Source organism: Vagococcus carniphilus (assembly GCF_014397115.1).
GTDB classification, from domain to species: Bacteria; Bacillota; Bacilli; order Lactobacillales; family Vagococcaceae; genus Vagococcus; species Vagococcus carniphilus.
Genome location: NZ_CP060720.1, coordinates 1,477,455 through 1,496,355, shown reverse-complemented (window position 1 = coordinate 1,496,355; position 18,901 = coordinate 1,477,455). Strand labels below are relative to the sequence as shown.

18 protein-coding genes and 1 pseudogene are annotated in these 18,901 nt (G+C 33.2%); 2 read left to right on the top strand and 17 right to left on the bottom strand.

Annotated elements, in window-relative coordinates; genetic code table 11:
- Window positions 1-27 precede the first annotated feature (27 nt).
- The 12 genes and pseudogenes from H9L18_RS07380 to aroE form a co-directional block, all read right to left on the bottom strand.
- Window positions 28-969: an AEC family transporter gene (locus H9L18_RS07380; RefSeq protein ID WP_126791353.1), complete on the bottom strand. Its 942-nt coding sequence runs from the start codon at window positions 967-969 to the stop codon at window positions 28-30.
- 20 nt (window positions 970-989) lie between these two features.
- A complete protein-coding gene (gene alr, locus H9L18_RS07375) occupies window positions 990-2,096 on the bottom strand; it encodes an alanine racemase (RefSeq protein WP_126791355.1) in 1,107 nt (368 codons plus the stop codon).
- A gap of 77 nt (window positions 2,097-2,173) precedes the next feature.
- A pseudogene (locus H9L18_RS07370) lies at window positions 2,174-3,011 on the bottom strand (DegV family protein).
- A gap of 84 nt (window positions 3,012-3,095) precedes the next feature.
- The gene (locus H9L18_RS07365) at window positions 3,096-4,142 is read right to left on the bottom strand and encodes an LCP family protein (RefSeq protein WP_185847391.1); all 1,047 of its coding nucleotides are present in this window, start codon (window positions 4,140-4,142) and stop codon (window positions 3,096-3,098) included.
- Between the two features lie 94 nt (window positions 4,143-4,236).
- A complete protein-coding gene (gene pheA, locus H9L18_RS07360) occupies window positions 4,237-5,085 on the bottom strand; it encodes a prephenate dehydratase (RefSeq protein ID WP_126791357.1) in 849 nt (282 codons plus the stop codon).
- A complete protein-coding gene (locus tag H9L18_RS07355) occupies window positions 5,082-5,597 on the bottom strand; it encodes a shikimate kinase (RefSeq protein WP_126791359.1) in 516 nt (171 codons plus the stop codon). The genes pheA and H9L18_RS07355 overlap by 4 nt, the downstream gene beginning before the upstream one ends.
- Window positions 5,594-6,883: a 3-phosphoshikimate 1-carboxyvinyltransferase gene (aroA, locus tag H9L18_RS07350; RefSeq protein WP_126791361.1), complete on the bottom strand. Its 1,290-nt coding sequence runs from the start codon at window positions 6,881-6,883 to the stop codon at window positions 5,594-5,596. The genes H9L18_RS07355 and aroA overlap by 4 nt, the downstream gene beginning before the upstream one ends.
- 9 nt (window positions 6,884-6,892) lie before the next feature.
- A complete protein-coding gene (locus H9L18_RS07345; protein WP_126791364.1) occupies window positions 6,893-7,996 on the bottom strand; it encodes a prephenate dehydrogenase in 1,104 nt (367 codons plus the stop codon).
- Window positions 7,997-8,020: 24 nt separating this feature from the next.
- The gene (aroC, locus tag H9L18_RS07340; RefSeq protein ID WP_126791366.1) at window positions 8,021-9,187 is read right to left on the bottom strand and encodes a chorismate synthase; all 1,167 of its coding nucleotides are present in this window, start codon (window positions 9,185-9,187) and stop codon (window positions 8,021-8,023) included.
- A gap of 15 nt (window positions 9,188-9,202) precedes the next feature.
- Window positions 9,203-10,267: a 3-dehydroquinate synthase gene (aroB, locus tag H9L18_RS07335; RefSeq protein WP_126791368.1), complete on the bottom strand. Its 1,065-nt coding sequence runs from the start codon at window positions 10,265-10,267 to the stop codon at window positions 9,203-9,205.
- A gap of 11 nt (window positions 10,268-10,278) precedes the next feature.
- Entirely contained in the window at window positions 10,279-11,313 is a 1,035-nt protein-coding gene (aroF, locus tag H9L18_RS07330; RefSeq protein WP_126791370.1) for a 3-deoxy-7-phosphoheptulonate synthase, read from the bottom strand.
- Complete coding sequence (gene aroE / locus H9L18_RS07325) at window positions 11,313-12,200, bottom strand: shikimate dehydrogenase (protein WP_126791372.1); 888 nt, start codon at window positions 12,198-12,200, stop codon at window positions 11,313-11,315. Before aroE ends, aroF begins: the two co-directional genes overlap by 1 nt.
- Before the next feature lie 400 nt (window positions 12,201-12,600).
- On the opposite strand from aroE, the gene H9L18_RS07320 reads away from it, so the two are divergent.
- Complete coding sequence (locus H9L18_RS07320; RefSeq protein WP_126791374.1) at window positions 12,601-13,902, top strand: alkaline phosphatase family protein; 1,302 nt, start codon at window positions 12,601-12,603, stop codon at window positions 13,900-13,902.
- A gap of 43 nt (window positions 13,903-13,945) precedes the next feature.
- Here the strand turns inward: H9L18_RS07320 and H9L18_RS07315 are convergent, their stop codons facing one another.
- The gene (locus tag H9L18_RS07315) at window positions 13,946-14,563 is read right to left on the bottom strand and encodes a histidine phosphatase family protein (protein ID WP_185847392.1); all 618 of its coding nucleotides are present in this window, start codon (window positions 14,561-14,563) and stop codon (window positions 13,946-13,948) included.
- A 99-nt stretch (window positions 14,564-14,662) separates the two neighbouring features.
- Here H9L18_RS07315 and H9L18_RS07310 point away from each other — a divergent pair, with 99 nt between their 5' ends.
- Window positions 14,663-15,529: a LysR family transcriptional regulator gene (locus H9L18_RS07310; protein WP_126791378.1), complete on the top strand. Its 867-nt coding sequence runs from the start codon at window positions 14,663-14,665 to the stop codon at window positions 15,527-15,529.
- Between the two features lie 39 nt (window positions 15,530-15,568).
- Here H9L18_RS07310 and H9L18_RS07305 read toward each other — a convergent pair whose 3' ends face one another.
- The 4 genes from H9L18_RS07305 to H9L18_RS07290 form a co-directional block, all read right to left on the bottom strand.
- On the bottom strand, window positions 15,569-16,459 hold the full coding sequence (locus H9L18_RS07305) for a mechanosensitive ion channel family protein (protein WP_126791380.1): 891 nt from the start codon (window positions 16,457-16,459) through the stop codon (window positions 15,569-15,571).
- A 90-nt stretch (window positions 16,460-16,549) separates the two neighbouring features.
- Window positions 16,550-17,197, bottom strand: a complete 648-nt coding sequence (gene pcp, locus H9L18_RS07300) for a pyroglutamyl-peptidase I (protein WP_126791382.1) — start codon at window positions 17,195-17,197, stop codon at window positions 16,550-16,552.
- A 22-nt stretch (window positions 17,198-17,219) separates the two neighbouring features.
- Window positions 17,220-18,143, bottom strand: a complete 924-nt coding sequence (locus H9L18_RS07295; protein ID WP_126791384.1) for a DUF979 domain-containing protein — start codon at window positions 18,141-18,143, stop codon at window positions 17,220-17,222.
- Complete coding sequence (locus tag H9L18_RS07290) at window positions 18,143-18,829, bottom strand: DUF969 domain-containing protein (protein WP_126791386.1); 687 nt, start codon at window positions 18,827-18,829, stop codon at window positions 18,143-18,145. The genes H9L18_RS07295 and H9L18_RS07290 overlap by 1 nt, the downstream gene beginning before the upstream one ends.
- Window positions 18,830-18,901: the final 72 nt, after the last annotated feature.

The window sequence follows — 18,901 nt, the reverse complement described above, 5'->3', positions numbered from 1 at the left end:
TTTTACCCTTTGGCATTATAGCATATTTTAAACAATAAGTTTTAAAATGATGATGATAAATAGAAAATAACTTAAAATCGAATAAGTTAAACTGCTTGTAGCAAACTCTTCATCTGCTCCGTAACCTCTTGCTAAAATCGGCATTGCATTTTGTACGGGCATCGCTGACTGTAAGATAAATACTTGTAACATTAATTTGGGAACAGGAATAATAAAAGATAGAGAGTAGACAACTAAAGGAGAAATGATATATCTTCCTAAAAGAACTCCCGCAACATCTTTATTCATTTTTAAATTTTTAATACCTGTTTGATAAATGATAATTCCGATAACAAATAATGACAAAGCTGTTGTCATTCCACCTACATAAGTCGAAAAATCAAACAAAGGTTTTGGGACTTTCAAACCTGACAATAACCAAAGAATTCCCACTACAAATCCCATTAACGCTGGAGACAATAGTTGTTTACCTAATTTCTTAAAACTAAATCTAGCTTGCTTTATCTCAATTTCAGGATTATCACTTGCTATCAACATGATACCAACAGTGAAGAAGAATGTTGTATTACAAATGTAGTATAGCAGTGCATAAGGAATTGCCTTTTCACCAAAAATAGCCATGTTAACTGGGAGTCCCATGAAAATGGTATTCGCAGCCGTAAACATCGTCATGAAAGTTCCTCTTCTAGTAATAGGTACTTTAGTTAATTTAGCATAAATGAAACTAATCGAAAAGGTAATTAGTATAGAAACAAAGGGAAGTAAAATTCCCTTAAATAACTCTAAAAACTCTGCTCGTGTAAATTTTTGTGTCATATTTAAAAACATGTTTAAGGGTAACGTGATGTTTAAGATTAATTTTGAAAAAACATCTGCTGTCTGATTATCAAACCATTTTTTCCACGTTAAAATATAACTCAACAAAATAATGGCAAAAACAACTAAAATATTTAAATAAGATGCCAACATGAAATAACATTCAACTCCTTTTATTCAATGTAAACACGAGGTAGTCTATCTGTCAAACCACATGTCACCTCATAATTAATCGTATCCACATACTCTGCTCCTTTTTGAACAGAATTAAACAAGTCTCCGTCACGTCCAAAAATAGTAACTTTAGTTCCAATTGGCAAATAACCATCTACCCTAATCATACACTGATCCATACAAATACGACCAACAATAGGTGCTTGTTTACTGTTAACTAAACAGTTAAACCCTTGAAATTTTCGAATTAAGCCATCTGCATAACCGATTGGTAACGTTGCTATCCACTCTTTAGAACTCGTCTCATAAGTTGCTCCGTATCCTATTTTTTCGCCTTTTTCTACTTCTTTTATATGAATAATTTCAGTTTCCAAGGTTAGGGCTTGTTTTAATTTAAATGGTTCGTCTAGTTCGTTTCCTGAAGGATTCATTCCATACATTGCATCACCATAACGAACTAAATTACTCTTCCAAGCATCATGCCATAGCGCTGTAGCTGAATTTGATGTATGAATATAAGGAATATCTTCACCGAAAATGGCTAATGCATTTAAAAAACGTCGTTGCTGTAATTCAAAGTGCTGATTATCCTTACTATCTGCTTTTGAAAAATGCGTAAACAACCCTTCAAAATTAATTAAGGGATTACTTTTTAAAAGTTCATTAGCTAGTTTCATTTCTTCAGAATCATTTAAGCCAATACGCCCCATTCCAGTATCAATTTTTAAATGGATTTTAATTTCTTTTGTTACTCTCTTATCCAACTCTTTCAGCCACTCTAAATTAGTTGCTGTTAATGTTATGTCATTCTCTAAAACTATATCAAGATATTTTAACGACACATAGCCCATTACAAGTATAGGTTCTGTCATTTCATTTTTTCTTAACTCAATCGCTTCATTTAAATTAGAAACACAAAGTCCGGTAGCTCCTGCTTCAATTGCCGCTTTAGCAACTTCTATTGCTCCGTGACCGTAACCATTTGCTTTGACAACAGCGTAAAGGCTTGTTCCATGGTCTAACCTTTTAAGTTCTTCTTTTACGTTATGTCTAATATGATTCAAGTTAACTACAACTTGACTCGGTCCATAAATATTTGGTTCCATCAATTTTCCCTCTTCCCTTTTACTACAAATGATAGAAAAAAGAGGATCAACCACTTTTCAGGGTTACCCTCTTAACATTATCTTTTTGGTGCCACTCCAATAGCAACTGATTTTTCACCTAAATGTGTTCCTATAACAGGACCGAAATCACAGATAATTACTTCTAAGCTAGAGTATAGCTTTAAAAGTTCTCCTTCTACTTGCTTAGCGACATCTAGATTATTACAGTGAATAACATAAAATGTACTATCCTCGGGTTTACTTTTAATCTCATTTAAAACAATTTCTTCTACCCGATGAAGTGCTTTTTTCTGATAAAACAATATTGCCTTCTTGAAAACTTAAGATAGGTTTTATTTTTAGTAATGTTCCAATAATGGCAGCACCATTTTTTAATCTACCACCACGAACTAAGTGATTTAAATCATCTACTACAATATACCCCTCTAGTTTCTCTCTCATTTCTGATAGTTTATCTAGAATAATTTCTGGTGTTGCATCTGGCTGTTCAACCATATCAAGAGCAACCTCAACTAATTTACCCATCGGACCACTTGTTAATAGTGAGTCAAATGGATGAACATCAATCATATCTATTTCTTTTGAAATACTTGTTAAAGAACTGATAAATCCAGAAATACCAGAAGACATGTGGATACTTATAACTGCGTCGTATCCTTTATTTGCGATGTTTTCATATAACTCGAATAATTCGCCAATCGAAGGTTGTGATGTTTTAGGAAAGTTTTTAGCACTATCTAATAAATCATAAAAACCATCTACATGAATATCTACACCCTCATAATAAATTTTATCGTCTATTATTAATGGGACGGGTACGATATATAGATCTTCACGATGTTGATAGTCCCCTCTTAAAAAAACAGTACTATCCGTGACAATTGCAATTTTCATTGTAATTCCTCTATTCTTTTCTCTTTCCGGCAATTAACACCTATCTTTACATTATAGTGTTCTATCATATTAATGTAAAGATAATTAATTAGTGAAAAAAGTCTTAATCGCTTGTCCATTTATAGCTTCATCAATTTCTAAAACACTACCTGAATGTTCATAATAACCATCATTCCAAGATCCTTCAACTGGGATAGTTAAGATATCTAATGGTTTGTGTTGACTGAATAAATAACTTGTACCGACTCCTGGATAAAAACTAAAAGGAATATTTGTTTGCGTGTAACCACGTACTGTTCCAATAGTTTCTGGTAATCTCCAAGCATTTAATGGATTCAATCCTTGTTTAAGTAAAGCAGTCATCACTTGTTGTTGGCGTCTAACTCGTCCAAAATCACTTTCTTCATCTTTTCTAAAACGAGCATACTGCAAGGCTTCTTTTCCACTCATCTTTTGTTCACCTTTTTTAATGACTGTCCCTTCAACTTCTAACTCTTTTTCAGCGTCTATTTTTAAGCCTCCAGGAGCCAAAGTTCCAACTATTTTAGGAAAAGATTCAAAATTCACAATAGCGTAATACTGTATTGGAACGCCAAATGTTTCTTTGATTGTTTTTCTTACAAGTTCTGGTCCACCATAAGAATACGCTGCATTTATCTTATTGTATTCAATTCCACCATTTTGAGGAATTGCAACATATGTGTCTCGCATAATAGAAACCAATTTAGGTTGTTTATTTTTTTTATCATAATGGGCAATCATAATAGAATCTGAGCGACCTTGGTCTTCTCCTCTTGAATCACTTCCCAAAAGAAGCACGTTAGTAGAGCCATCCTGACTTTTTTCACCTAAAAAATTTCCCACATCTGCTTGTTTATTATTTTTATCTAGTTTGGCACTTCCCACACCTTTAAAGTAGCCTACAACACTTAAAACTATCAAAGCAATTAAAATCAAGAAAAAGATTTTAGATTTCTTTTTTTTCTTCTTTATTTTTTTAGGCTTTTTTTGATTAGGTTGACTGCCATTCGGTAATTCTGGTTCCTCATTTAATTTATTATTTTTTCTTTTATTCTGTTCTTTTTCTAATTCGGCTTGACGATGTCGATCCATCCTTGTCATATTCGCCATATTTACACCTCTTATTAACTTTAATCTTTAATAAGGATAGCCTATTTTGAATATTTTTGAAACTATCAAATGAGATTCTTATGATTTTTTTACACTAACAATTGATGGTTTGATGTGCATAGTAAGTACCAAAAACTTTTATTTCTCCACCTAATTCGGTTATTTCTTTCAGAGCCATTTCAACTAAGATTAGATTTTCTACTTTAATATCAATTAAGAAAAAATAATCTCCTAACCTTGTTTTCAATGGTCTCGATTCAATTTTAGTTAAATCAATTCCTCGCCAACTAAAAGCTGATAGTATTTTGTGTAAATTACCCGCTTGATTTTGTTCCATTTTAACACCAATAGTCTGTCTAAATATTGGTGATTTTTCTTTATACCAATTTATCTTTTTTCTTCCAATCACCCAAAATCTCGTTTGGTTAGTTTTCATGTCTTGGATATCTGATTGTATAATTTCTAATTGGTATTCTTTAGCCGCTTCCTTTGAAGCAATCGCCATAACAGGCTCGTCTTTATTATCTGAAATCCATTTGGCTGCTTGAGTCGTCGAATCTGTAATCTCTTGTTTTAAACTAGAATAATTTTCTTCTAAAAATTGTTGCGTTTGAGCTAAAGCTTGTGGATGTGATTTTACTGCTTTTAACTGATTTATCTTTCCTATCCAGTTGGGATGAATCATCAAATTTTGTGATATCGGAAGAATCACTTCTGCCTGTACAGGTACATTTGCTTGATGGTATAAAAAATCAAGGGCCGGATGAACCGTACCCTCGACAGAATTTTCTATAGGTATCACACAATAATCAAATTGATTCATTTCAATTGCTTTTAAAGTTGAAACAATTGTTGGTAATGGAGACAGTTCTGCTTCTTTAAAAAAACTCCTTGTTGCTTTGTAGGTGAATGAACTTTTTGGACCTAAATAACCAACTCTCATTCTTTCATCTCCTCTAATTGATTCATAATTTCTAAAGTTATTTCTGAAATACTCTTATTTTCAATTTCTATGATTATATCTGCTACTTCTTCATATTGGTTAACTCTATTCTCTAATCTTTTTGTAATTTCAAGTTCTGTGCTAGTATCAGCTAGTGGTCTTTTATTGACAGAATCGTTCTTAATTCTTTCTATCAATGTACTGTCTTTTCCTTTTAAATAGATAACATTACGAGTGGATTTTAACTGTTCAACATTTTTGCTATTGGTTAATATTCCTCCACCTGTTGCAATAACACCTCTTGAATTTAAAGACTTAATTAAAACGATATGTTCTAATTCTCTAAAATAAGCTTCACCTTTTAAATCAAAAATATCAGGTATACTCATTTTGGTTTCTTCTTCAATCATTTGATCTAACTCTAATAAAGGTATTCCCAATTCTTTTGATAGCATTTGACCTGTTGTTGATTTACCTGATCCCATAAAACCAATTAAAGTTAACTGTTTCATATCGTTTGCTCCATCAGTTCATTTAAATCATCAAAAAATGTAGGGTATGAAACGGAAACAGCCTCACTTTTATCAAGAACTACTTCTCCTTCTTTCACAATAAGAGCTGCAATTTGGAGCATCATTCCAATTCGATGATCTCCGTAACTCGTTACTGTCCCACCAGTCAATTTAGTTTCACCTTGAATGACTAAACCATCAGCAGTTGGCGTAATTGATGCACCTAATCGATTCAATTCATCAGAAACAGCTTGGATTCTATCCGTCTCTTTTACTCTCAACTCTTCAGCATCTTTAATAAGAGTCTCACCTTTTGCTTGAGTAGCAAGTAAAGCAATAATTGGAATTTCATCAATTAACCTAGGAATCAATTCACCACTAATTTCAGTTGCTACAAGCTGACTTGAACTAACAATGATATTTCCAGATTCATTTAATTCGTCTATTTCGGTTATCTCAATATTACCGCCCATAGCTTTAACCACATCAATCATACCAGTTCTGGTTTCACTTAATCCGACATTTTTTAACGTAATTTGACTACCTGGAACTAATAATCCCGCTGCAATAAAAAATGCAGCAGAAGAGATGTCTCCCGGTATTGAGATAGATTGACCTGTAAAAGTTTGATTTCCTTTAACCCGAATTGTTTTTTCTTCTACTTCAATGTTCCCGCCAAACTGTTTAATCATAACTTCTGTGTGATTTCTAGTTTTCTCTTTTTCAATTAATGTTGTTTCACCACACGCTTGAAGAGCTGCAAAAATTAATGCAGATTTAACTTGGGCACTTGCAACAGGAATATGATAATTAATGGGTTGTAAATCATTTACACCAGTTACTTGTATTGGAGGAAACTCTGACTGCTGATTTCCTTCTACTTTTGCTCCCATTTCTTTTAAAGGTAGCATAACACGATTCATTGGGCGTTTTTGTATGGAACTATCCCCTGTTAATGTTGCAGAAAAAGATTGTCCAGCTAGAATTCCCATAAGCAAACGAATCGTTGTGCCAGAATTACCAACATCTAAAGTCTTTCCTGGATTTTTTAATCCTCTTAACCCGACACCTTCAATGGTAATTTTTTTCCCATCATCTGTTATAGGAACTCCCATTTGTTTAAAAAGTTTCAACGTATCTAAACAATCATCTGCCCTTAAAAAATGAGAGATTTCAGTTGTTCCTGTTGCTAATGACCCAAACATAATACTACGGTGTGAAATTGATTTATCTCCAGGAACTGTGATTGTCCCTCTAAGTGAATGAGCATTTGTTTTTAATTTCATAACATCCTCCTAATTAATAACACTCTCATACGGTGTATGTTTTGCTACAGCTTCTTTAGCCAGAAATAAATCCTTCTCATTTTTAAACGAGATTCGTAAAATTCCGAATATATCATCTCTTGTTTCCATAATTTTTATATTAATTAAGCTAATATTAACTTTGGCCAATATTGCTGTTACTTCAGCAATCGCACCTGGATAATCAGGCACATTTATATAGAGATCATGAAATCCCGGTATCGTTCCTTCTTTATGAACTGGAATCTCATCTCTTACTTTCTTCGATCGTTCAAAAAAATTAAAAATTTCTACTTCCTTATCTGATTTCAATATATCTTTAAAATCAGATAATTTAACTAACCAGTTATCAATCTCTTTTTCTAAAATGACTGCGTTACTTTTAGAAATATCTGTCCACATTTTAGGATCTGATGAAGCAATCCTTGTAATATCTCTAAATCCTCCTGCAGCCAGTTTTTTAGATATCGGATTTTGAACCATCAAATCATCAGCTTGTTGGACTAGTTGAGCTGCTATAATATGAGGCATATGACTCAAAATCCCTGTTATTTGATCATGCTCGTAGGCATCAAGAATCACTATTTTAGCCCTTGTTCCAGTCAATAAATCAGTTAAACAGGTCATTTGTTCGTTCATTTCGTTACCTGTTGGAACAAGTATATAATAAGCATTTTCAAATAAATCTTTATTACCTGCCAAAAAGCCAGACTTATGTGACCCTGCCATTGGATGCCCACCAATAAATGTGTATCCTTTATCTAACAAAACTTGTGCCTGATTCATTATTTCTACTTTCGTACTCCCCACATCAGTAATAATCACTGATTCTTTCAATGAAAAAGTAGAGAGTTCTTGTATTAACTTCAATGTAACAGAGACTGGAGTACAAAGAAAAATGACATCTGCTTCTTGAGCTGCTTTTTCTAAATTCAAGTTAATTTTATCGATAATTTGATGTGATTTTGCTCCAAACAATTCCTTTTCATTATGACTAAAACCAACGATTATAGCATTTTTCGTCGTTTCTTTAATCGACAACGCTATCGAGGAACCAATCAGACCGATTCCAATCATTAATATATTTTTTTTCATAGTAGGACCTCTTCTCATTTTTTTCTAAAAATTCAAAGTATCCTGACGATAACGTTCTACATCACGTTTCATTCTTTCAAACGAATCACTTTCAAATTTATCTAACATTGCTTTTGCTATTTCAATAGTTACCATTGCTTCTGCTACAACACAAGCAGCTGGAACGGCAGAACTATCAGAACGTTCAACACTTGCTTTATATGGTTCTTTAGTATCAATATTAACAGATTGTAATGGCTTATATAGAGTTGGAATAGGTTTCATCACACCTCGAACAACAACGGGCATTCCGTTAGTCATACCACCTTCAAAACCACCTAAATTATTACTGGTTCTTGTATATCCAGTCTCCTTACTCCAGACAATTTCATCCATTACTTCACTGCCATAAAGTCTAGCAGCTTCAAAGCCAACACCAAACTCTACGCCTTTAAATGCGTTAATAGATACAACCGCTTGAGCAATTTTACCGTCTAATTTTTGATCCCATTGAGTGTAACTTCCCAAACCAACTGGAACTCCCCCAACGACTACTTCTACAACACCACCAATTGTATTACCTTCTTTTTTAGTAGCATCTATTTTTTCTTTCATTGCCTCTTCAATTAAAGGATCTACACATCTAACTGCTGAGTTTTCTGCTTTTTCTCTAATTTCTGAAACAGTCATACTTTGAGGAATTTCACCTCTAACGCCACCAATTTCAAGTACATGTCCAGCAACATCAATTGATAATTCTTTTAGCATTTTTTTACAAATAGCACCTATTGCTACTCGCATGGTTGTTTCTCTTGCTGAAGATCTCTCAAGAACATTTCTTAAATCATCATGTTCATACTTAATGCCTCCAACCAAATCAGCATGACCTGGTCTTGGTTTAGCTAATCTTCTAATTTTTTTAGCTCTATCATCAACTGGTTCGATTCCCATAACCGTTTCCCAATTCTTAAAATCATCATTTTTAACGACTAGTGTTACTGGTGAACCTAATGTCTTACCATGTCTAACTCCAGAAGTAATTTCCACTGTATCTGTTTCAATTAACATCCGACCTCCACGACCATAACCTCCTTGTCGCCTTTTTAACTCATGGTTAATATCTCCTGTTGACAAAGGTATCCCTGCTGGTAAGCCATCTATAATAGCCGTCAATTCTGGACCGTGGGATTCTCCTGCTGTAAAAAATCTCATAAAATAACTCCCTTCTTATCGTTTTAAATAACTCTTCATTTCATCTAGTTGAATTCTTTCAATTTTAGCTTCACCTATTTCTTTTAATAGGATAATTCGAATTGATTGACCACTAGTTTTTTTATCATGACTTAAAGCTTTAAACAAAGATTCTTCTTGCCAGTCATCTAAAGTTGTTGGTAAATGGAATTTACTTAACATTTCTTCAAGTTCTTTCAAAGTTCCTTTTGGCATCTCACCCATTTTTTCAGCCTGTTTAGTTATTTGACACATGCCAATGGCAACAGCTTCTCCGTGAGTTATAACACCATAACCATATGTTTGTTCAATCGCATGACCTATCGTATGTCCGAAATTCAAAATCAAGCGAATGCCTGTATCTCTTTCATCTTCTTCTACAACTTTTCTTTTAACCTTACAACAGGCATAGATGATTTCCTCTGAAACATTTAAAGCAGATTGTTCATTTTCAAGATCCTTCAATAAGTGCCACAATTCTAAATCAGCGATAGCTGCTGATTTAACCACTTCTGCCAAGCCTTCTCTAATTCTTCTGTCTTCTAAAGTTAATAATGTATTAGGATCAATCAAGACACCATCAGGTTGAGCAAACGTGCCGACTAAATTTTTAGCCCACTTCGTATTCACTGCTGTTTTTCCACCAATACTACTATCGACTTGAGCTAAAAGGGTTGTTGGTATTTGAAGAAAATCAAGTCCTCTCATATAAGTTGAAGCAACAAAACCACCTAAATCTCCAACAACTCCTCCACCCAAGATAACAATGCCGTCTTTTCTAGTCATATTTTTGGAAGCTAAAAACTCATATAATTTCTCAGCCATTTCAAGACTTTTACTTGTTTCGCCTGGTGGGATAGTGTACACTGACACATCAAATCCCTGATCTTGAATTTTTTGTTGAACTAAGTCCCCGTAGATTGAGGCAACATTTTCATCTGAGACAAGCACAATTTGTCGCTTGTCCCAAATAGTTGATACCCATTTTCCAACATCATTTAGAGAACCTTTTTTGATTAATAAATCATATGATTTTGTTGGTAGATTAACTGTTAGTTTCATTGACGATCTCCTTAAATTTTTTCTCTGATTAACTTAACTTCCTTCATTGCTTTTTCCATGACATGGATTTGTTCCATCATATTCATGTAGCGTTTTTCATTTAAACTTTGTTGCCCGTCAGACCAGGCTTGACTTGGGTTTGGATGAATTTCAACAATCATTCCTGAAGCCCCTGAAGCAATTCCCGCAACAGCCATTGGTGTTACATAATCCCATACACCAACACCATGGCTTGGGTCAACAATAATCGGAAAATGACTTAATTTTTGAATCACAGGAACAGCACTTAAATCAAGCGTATTTCTGGTTGCTGTTTCGTAAGTACGGATTCCTCTTTCAACAAATATTACTTTTTGATTTCCTTGAGCTGCGATGTATTCAGCAGCATTTAACCACTCGTCAATCGTACCTGAGATACCTCTTTTTAAAGCAACCGGTAGGCCAGTTTTTCCAACAGCCGTTAATAATTTGAAGTTTTGCATATTTCTTGCACCGATTTGTAAAATATCTGTATACTTAGCAACTAATTCTAGATTAGCTTCATCCATCACTTCAGTAATAACTTTCATATCAAACTTATCTGCTGCTTGACGAATGTATTTTAACCCTTCTTCTTCTAATCCTTGGAAAGCGTAAGGTGACGTTCTTGGCTTAAAAGCACCACCACGTAAAACAGTTGCTCCACCAGCTTTAGCAATCCTTGCACATTCCATAATTTGATCTAAACCTTCGATTGAACAAGGACCTGCCATTGTCACAAAGTTTTCTTCTCCGCCTATTTTTAAACCGTCTACATCAACAACAGTATCAGTTGGATGGAATTCTCGACTTGTTAATTTGTAACTACTTGTAATTCTCACTGTATCACTCACTCCGTCAAATCCTCTAAAAGGAACATCTATCATTTTTTCTGTATCACCAACTAAGCCAATAATAGTTTGTTCTTTACCTTCGCTTAGATGAACTTCTAATCCTTCTTCTTTTACTCTTTTAATAACTGCATTAACTTGTTCCTTAGTTGCATTTTGTTTCATTATTACGATCATCATAGTTCCTTCTCTCTTACTAATTCTATTTTTAATTTTTCTATTACTTTATCTACTGGCATTGTTTCTCCAGTCATCAAGTTAAAGGCATACGCAGCTTGATGGACTAACATGCCTAATCCATTAATTGTTAGTGCCTTATTTTTTTTAGCTTGTTTTAAAAAAGGTGTCTCTAAAGGATGATAAATTAAATCCACTACAACATGACTCTCTTTAATTAAGTTCATCTCATCAAAAGGTAAATCATTGTTATTTCCCATACCTAATTGTGTACTATTCACGATTAGTGTACTTTCTTTAAGAGCACATTCTATTGCTTTTTTATCATGATACTCATGAACCATAATTTTAACATGGGTTTTAACAGCAATTTTTTCTAAATCTCTTTTAACTGATTCAAAGGTTTCATTTTTGCGTTTAAAAACGTGAATTTCTTTTGCTCCTTCCAAAGCACTTTGGCAAATAACAGCTTTGGCTGCTCCTCCTGCTCCAAGAATCGTTATAATCTTTTCTTTAACAGAAACCCCATAATCTTTTAAACTACCAATAAAACCTAATCCATCGGTATTGTCTCCTAAAAGTTTATTATTTCTATTTACAACAGTGTTTACTACACCTATTAGTTTCGCTCTTTCAGTTAGCTCATCACATAATTCATAAGCCTCTTTCTTATACGGCATCGAAATATTGACACCCATCATATTCAATGTTTTCACTGATTTTATGGCTTGTATAAACTCTTTTTGTTCTACCTCAAATGCCAAATAAACTGCATCAAAATTTAAAGCATTATAAGCTGTATTATGAATCATTGGTGATAAGCTATGTTTAATTGGATTAGCTATAACACCAGCTAATCTTGTTTTCCCCGAAATTAAGTCTCCCATTATTTCTCCCTCCTAATTACAAAATAAAAGACGATAACCTTGCATAGATTGATTAATCAAATCTACAGGTATCGTCTCTTTCGAATAAAATATTACTATTCAGTATAAAAAGAAAAGCCACTATAGATTTTAATCATCTATGCGGCCTTTAAAGTCAAATTAAAGTTCTCTAGCCTTCATAGATACAAACTTGGTTGTGTTTGTATCCATTTTGTTATGGTTACAAACTAAATCTATAATAGCTAAAGTAAAAGTTATTCAGTTGTGAGATTTGACGCATATTTAGTTTATTCATGTCGTTCACTCCAACGTTTTATTTAATAATTGTACATATTATACCCATATTTAAAATCCTTGTCAATTTATTTTTTCTAGATTTTTGTTATACTATTTTTAAAGGATGGTGCTCGAATTGAATTCAAAACTTATTGTCATCTCAATTGATGCCCTCGGTGCAGTTGATATCGACTTACATAAAAATGATTTACCTACACTTTCGTACCTGATTGACCATGGTACGCATGTTAAAAAAATAGAAGGTATTTATCCAACTTTAACTTACCCGTCACATGTGACACTGGTAACTGGTAAATATCCTAATAAACATGGAATTGTTAACAACACAAAAACGCAAGCGACCCGATTATCACCTGATTGGTTTTGGTACAGTAAAGAAATTCAAGTTCCTACACTTTACGATATTGCAAAACAAGAAGGCAAAAAAACTGCTGCTTTTTTATGGCCTGTTACTGCTAGTAGTTCAATTGATTACAATATAGCTGAAATTTTTCCAAACAGAATTTGGACAAACCAAGTCATGATTTCCCTTAAAGCAAGTTCTCCTTTATTTTTACTTCAAATGAATCAAAAGTATGGGCATCTTAGAAAGGGAATTATGCAGCCTTACCTAGATGACTTTGTAACAGCTTGTGCCATTGATACAATTCAAAATAAACAACCTGATTTAACCTTAATTCATCTCGTTGATATGGATAGTATGCGACATGCTTACGGAGTTCAATCCTCTGAAGCTATTGCGGCACTTAAAAGACAAGATGCTCGAGTAAAAAAAATAATCGACGCCACAAAAAAGAACGGAACATTTAGTACAACTAATTTTGTTATTTTAGGAGATCATTATCAAATTGATGTCGAAAAAATGATTAAACTCAACACATTGTTTGTCAAAAAAGGATGGGCAGAGCTTAAACCAAATGGATCTATTAAAGATAATTGGCAAGTCTACGCCAAAAGTTGTGATGGCTCAACTTATATTTATTGTAAACAGAATAGTTCTATTGATCCTCGTGAGATTTATCAAGAAGTTTCAGCAATTGAAGGAATTGAAACTATCTATTCTTCTAAAGAAGCTGCTTCCATGGGGGCTGATCCTAACGCAACTTTAATGGCAGAAGCAAAACCTGGCTATTATTTTAACGATGAAGCTGATGGAAAACTAATAGAAACAATTTCTAAAGAGGATATTGGAAAGCCAAATCGTTACTTTGGTGTCCATGGATTCCATCCTCAAAAACCTAATTATGAAACAACAGCTTGTTTCTTTGGTCCTGACATCAAAGAAAACCAAAAAGTTGATAGAGCCAAGTTAGTTGATGAAGCTCCTACTTTTGCCAAACTACTTCATTTAAAGACATTCCCTAAAGACACAGATGGGCAATGCATTGAAGAAATTTTCATTTAAAAAAGTAATAAGAAGTGGCAATCACCATTTCTTATTACTTTTTTTATAACTGATTTTCATAATGAGAAATATCACTAAACAATTCTAAATTAGCTCTATTTTTTTCTTTTTTTATGATTGTTAAGCTATTTGGTAAAACATCTTCCAACTCTTCCAAGGGTTCATTCAAAATGGTTGATACCATTGATTTAATTGTAATTCGGTGTGAAACAATAGCAATTTTCTTTCCTTCATTCATTTGGATTAATTCATCTAGACTAGAACCACAACGATTTGATAAAGTATCAAAGGTTTCTCCACCGTTTAATGCCTGAAATGAAGCAGGATTAAACCAAAAATTGTGCCATTCAAGAGGTGCTTCTTTTTTAATCTCTTCGTAGGTCTTACCTTCCCAATTTCCCATATTAATTTCTTGAAAACCATTGTTCACTTCAATCGGTAGATTCATTTTTTGATTAATATAATGTGTCGTTTTTTGTGCACGGATACTTGGACTAGTGACGATTAAATCGATTGGCACCTGTTTCTTTAGTTTCTCCCCCAATAATTTGGCTTGGGTAATTCCTTTTTCTGTTAACTCCGAATTTTTTAAACCTTGCATTCTTTTTTCTTGATTCCAAAGAGTTTGTCCATGTCTAATTAAATATAAAGTCGTTTGCATCTGATTCATCTCCTCATAAATTATTTTAAAACAATTTCAAAATGATTTATAATACTTTTAAGTACTTAATTGATAACCTAATGTTATAGGAGGATTTCTATGAATCTCACAGCGCTAAGGTATTTCTATGAAGCGTCTCAATATAGAACGCTCACTCAAGCAAGTCAACACCTACATATTAGCCAACCTGCTCTCACAAAGCATATAAAAAATTTAGAAAAAGAATACCAAATAACTCTTTTTGAAAGAAAAGGTCGATACATTCAACTGACTGAATTAGGACTCCTACTTACCGAGGAATGCCATGAACTTTTCCAACAAGAAAAAAAGATTGAACAATTTTTATCAACGAAGAGCAATCAAAAGACTATAAGAATTGGGACCACCCAACTAAATAACCAAGAATTAATCAAACACATTTTGTCTGACCCACTATTAGGTAAAAATAACCTTGAATTAACAACAGAAAACACCACCAGCATTATTAATAAATTATCAAAAGAAACTCTCGATGTATCCATTCTTCCTGAACAAGAAGTATTAAACTCTTTTGTTAAAACATACCTATACACAGATCATTTAATTTTTGTTGCAAGTCCAACTTACTGCCCTGATTTTTTAAATCAAGAGCAGCTTAGAAACTATCAATTCATCAAAAGAGAAAAAGGAAGTTACCTTCAAGAAAAATTGGAGAGTTGGGCTCCTAAAACAACTCAATTTTCCAATCAGATGACAAGTCATTCTGATGCACTTTTAGCTTGCATCTATCAAAATGGCATCTATTTATGTTCCAATTTAAGTGCTGAAACCTTAATTAAGGAAGGTAAACTAAAAAAAGTTACAATTGACAGTTTTCCACTAATTGAAAGAAAATTTTATCTCTATTACTCTAAAAGAGAATTAGATAAATCGACAAAAGAACTTCTAACACAACTGATTACTATTTTTCAAAGCAAAAGAGCCTGATTTTTAGGGGTCACAACATTTTTCAGACTCTTTTACTTTTTAATTTACTTGTTTCACTTCAAGAACAGCAAACTCAATATTACCATGTTGGTTAAATCCTTCTAAAACCTCTTCATGCAACCTTGTTTTAACACTTGCTACTTTCGAATAATCAACTAAGAATTGGCAGAATAACGTAATGCCATTCTCATCTAAAGACATATTAAAAGTCGGTAACATCTCTTCTTTCCATTTATCAGACAACTGAGAATCCATACTAGGCAATAATTCTTCTTGATAATAGTTATCTATTGCCTTTGAGATAATCTCTTTTGCTCCTTGCCAGTCATTGTCATGACGAATTAAATAGCTTACTTCTTGACGAACAAAAGGTTCCCGGTAATTGTAAATAAAGAGTTCAGCATCAAAAATATCTTTATTTGGAATTTTTATTGTTCTTCCTGTGTAAGATTCAGAAGATAACCAATTTTTTATCTCTGCTAATTCAAAGTGAAATAACCCCATTGTCACTACTCTACCAATTTTATCATTTACTTCAATTCGTTGATTAATTCTAAAATAATGTCTTTTTCTGATAATAAACCAAGCTAAAATATTATCTAAAATACCACGAATTAAAACAATCCCAAAAAGACCTAGTAAAAATAATAAAATAGCTAATGAATTTAGAGCGTTAATCCAGATAATTGAAACGCCAATCACGAGCAAAATAAAAAAACTATTTTTTACTTTCTTTTTAATTCTAATCTTTTTCAGTGGTTCTATATGGCTTTTTGATAAGCCTCTTCTAATTAGCCAATAAAAACAAAATAAAATTAGTAATAACATCATCGTTTTAGTTAAATTATTATAATAGGATGTCGGATTATTCACCGCTTTTTTTAACGTATCAAAAATAGATGTTTGAAAATCTGATAAGTATTCTGTCATAAGGACACTCCTCACTAAAGTTATTTCTAATATAGCATATTTTTTAAGAAACAAAAAACTGACTCCATTATTAGAGTCAGTTTTTCACTTTTAATGCGTTTGTCCGCCAATTACTTTTAAATCTTCTTTACCATCAAAAGCAACAATAGCTTCAATAGAAGCCACAATTCCTTTAGTAATATCTTCTAAACTCATAGCTGGCATACCTGGTCTCTCAAGTACTTGCTCAGGTAAAAATGGTACATGCATAAAACCAGCTTTTGCTTTTGGAAACTCTTTATGAGTTAAGTATAATCCTTGATACATAATATGGTTACAAACAAAAGTTCCAGCAGTGTTTGACACTGAAGCTGGGATTCCTGCTTCTTTCATTGCTGTTACCATTGCTTTAACTGGTAATTGAGTGAAATAAGCTGGCTCACCATCTTCTTTTATAGCTACATCGATAGGTTGATTTTTTTCATTATCAGGAATACGAGCATCATCTAAATTAATTGCAACTCTTTCTGGTGTCATATCAAAACGTCCACCAGCTTGTCCAATATTTAAAACATAATCTACATCATGTTTTTTCATTGCTTCACGGACAACTTCAGCACTTTTATTAAAAACTGTTGGAATTTCTAATTTGATAATCTCTGCTCCAGAAATCGTATCTGGTAAACGTTTCACCGCTTCAATAGCTGGATTCATTGTATCTGTTCCAAATGGATCAAAACCTGTTACTAAAATTTTCATTGTATATCATTTCCTCTCTTAATTAAAATGCCCAGAAATACATCAAAGCAATATGAGCAATAATCATAATAATTGTGATTGGTACCTGTTCCTTAATAACACCATAAGTGTTTTTCATCTCTAATAAAGAGGCTGGTAAAATGTTAAAGTTCGCAGCCATTGGTGTTAATAACGTGCCACAATAACCTGCTGTTAACGCTAAAGCACCCGCAATCGCAGGATCTGCTCCTTGCATGATAACAAAAGGAATACCGATTCCTGCTGTAATAACGGTAAAAGCAGCAAAGCCATTACCCATAATAGCTGTGAAAATAACCATACCAAGAACATAGGCGATAACACCAATTAAACGATTGCCTTCTGGAACAAATCCACCAATCATTTTGGAGATAACCTCTCCAACACCAGCTGCAGCAAAAATAGCACCTAAAGCAGCTAATAATTGAGGTAAAACACCTGAAGTTCCCATAGCTTGAACCATGCGGTCACTTTCTTGAACCATTTCTTTTGGTGAAGATTTAAAAATAAGCATGGCTAAAATAATACCACAAATAGCTGCAACACCAATAGCAGATTTACTTGACTCTGGAATTTTCATAGCCAAAGCAACAGACACAACGGCTAAAGATAAAACTGGTACAAAAATCCAGTTACCAAATTTCTTAGCTCGCGCTTCTAATTTCTCTTGTTTGACAGGAGTAAATTTTCCAACTTCAAATTGTTTGAATAAAGTAATCACACCTAATAGAGCAACTAAAATACCGCTAACCAAACTCGGTAAAATCTTACCAAACATGAAAAGCAATCCTAAATCTAACCAAAAAAGAGCTGAGCCGATTCGCTTAGAGTTATTGCTATCCTTAAATGTCTTAAAAGCAGTATACATCAATTGTAACCCAATCAAAACGAAGAAGAATTCTAATAATTGATTAAAAAAAGTTTCCATTATTTTTTCTCTCCTTTGTTTTTATATTTTCTTGCTAGTTTTCTATCAAATAAAACATTTGATAACACACCAATTACAATCATAATAAAAGCAATTGGCATAGAAGCTTTAGCAACATCCATTCCTGATACTTTGTATCCTAGAGAATCTAATGTACCGACAATTAATAGCACACCAGCTGCACCTAAGAAAGTATTTTGACCAAAGAAATTACCATAGTTTTCCATTGCTGCTGATTTAGCTTTAACTGTTTCTTTATCTTTTTCGTCTAGTTTACCGTATTTTGCTTCAGCTGCTGCTTCTGCCATGGGTTGAACTAACGGACGAACAAATTGAGGATGTCCTCCTAAACGAATAGAAAATAAACCAGCAAGCTCTCTAATCACTAAATAAATTGACAAGAAAGTTCCCGAGGTCATTCCTTTTACTTTCTTAATTAAATTAACAGCTTGTTCTTTCAAACCTTTTTTTTCTGCTAAACCAATTAAAGGTAACGTTAAAAAGAAAATCGTTACAATTCGTTGGTCAACAAAAGCTTGTCCTAAACCTTCTAAAAAGGCAACAGGTGTCATACCTGAAACAAGTGCTGTTGCAAGTCCGGCAATAACGACTACTGCAATCGTATCAAACTTGAATATAAATCCTAAAACAATAATGACAATACCAATAAGTTTTATCCACTCCACTTATTTTACTCCCCTTTACTTTCATTTTTTTGAAACCCATTTCTAATAAAATAAGTAACGTTTCTCATTTTA

Excerpts from the sequence above, each read along its gene's own strand:
- aroA (WP_126791361.1), bottom strand. The coding sequence starts at position 6,883 with ATGAAATTAAAAACAAATGCTCATTCACTTAGAGGGACAATCACAGTT.
- H9L18_RS07315 (WP_185847392.1), bottom strand. The coding sequence starts at position 14,563 with ATGCAAACGACTTTATATTTAATTAGACATGGACAAACTCTTTGGAAT.
- H9L18_RS07355 (WP_126791359.1), bottom strand. The coding sequence starts at position 5,597 with ATGAAACAGTTAACTTTAATTGGTTTTATGGGATCAGGTAAATCAACA.
- aroE (WP_126791372.1), bottom strand. The coding sequence starts at position 12,200 with ATGGGAGACTTAATTTCGGGGAAAACAAGATTAGCTGGTGTTATAGCT.
- H9L18_RS07380 (WP_126791353.1), bottom strand. The coding sequence starts at position 969 with ATGTTGGCATCTTATTTAAATATTTTAGTTGTTTTTGCCATTATTTTG.
- H9L18_RS07310 (WP_126791378.1), top strand. The coding sequence starts at position 14,663 with ATGAATCTCACAGCGCTAAGGTATTTCTATGAAGCGTCTCAATATAGA.
- pcp (WP_126791382.1), bottom strand. The coding sequence starts at position 17,197 with ATGAAAATTTTAGTAACAGGTTTTGATCCATTTGGAACAGATACAATG.
- aroF (WP_126791370.1), bottom strand. The coding sequence starts at position 11,313 with ATGATCGTAATAATGAAACAAAATGCAACTAAGGAACAAGTTAATGCA.
- H9L18_RS07320 (WP_126791374.1), top strand. The coding sequence starts at position 12,601 with ATGGTGCTCGAATTGAATTCAAAACTTATTGTCATCTCAATTGATGCC.
- H9L18_RS07365 (WP_185847391.1), bottom strand. The coding sequence starts at position 4,142 with ATGGCGAATATGACAAGGATGGATCGACATCGTCAAGCCGAATTAGAA.
- aroB (WP_126791368.1), bottom strand. The coding sequence starts at position 10,267 with ATGAAACTAACAGTTAATCTACCAACAAAATCATATGATTTATTAATC.
- H9L18_RS07295 (WP_126791384.1), bottom strand. The coding sequence starts at position 18,143 with ATGGAAACTTTTTTTAATCAATTATTAGAATTCTTCTTCGTTTTGATT.
- aroC (WP_126791366.1), bottom strand. The coding sequence starts at position 9,187 with ATGAGATTTTTTACAGCAGGAGAATCCCACGGTCCAGAATTGACGGCT.
- H9L18_RS07345 (WP_126791364.1), bottom strand. The coding sequence starts at position 7,996 with ATGAAAAAAAATATATTAATGATTGGAATCGGTCTGATTGGTTCCTCG.
- alr (WP_126791355.1), bottom strand. The coding sequence starts at position 2,096 with ATGGAACCAAATATTTATGGACCGAGTCAAGTTGTAGTTAACTTGAAT.
- H9L18_RS07305 (WP_126791380.1), bottom strand. The coding sequence starts at position 16,459 with ATGACAGAATACTTATCAGATTTTCAAACATCTATTTTTGATACGTTA.
- pheA (WP_126791357.1), bottom strand. The coding sequence starts at position 5,085 with ATGAGAGTTGGTTATTTAGGTCCAAAAAGTTCATTCACCTACAAAGCA.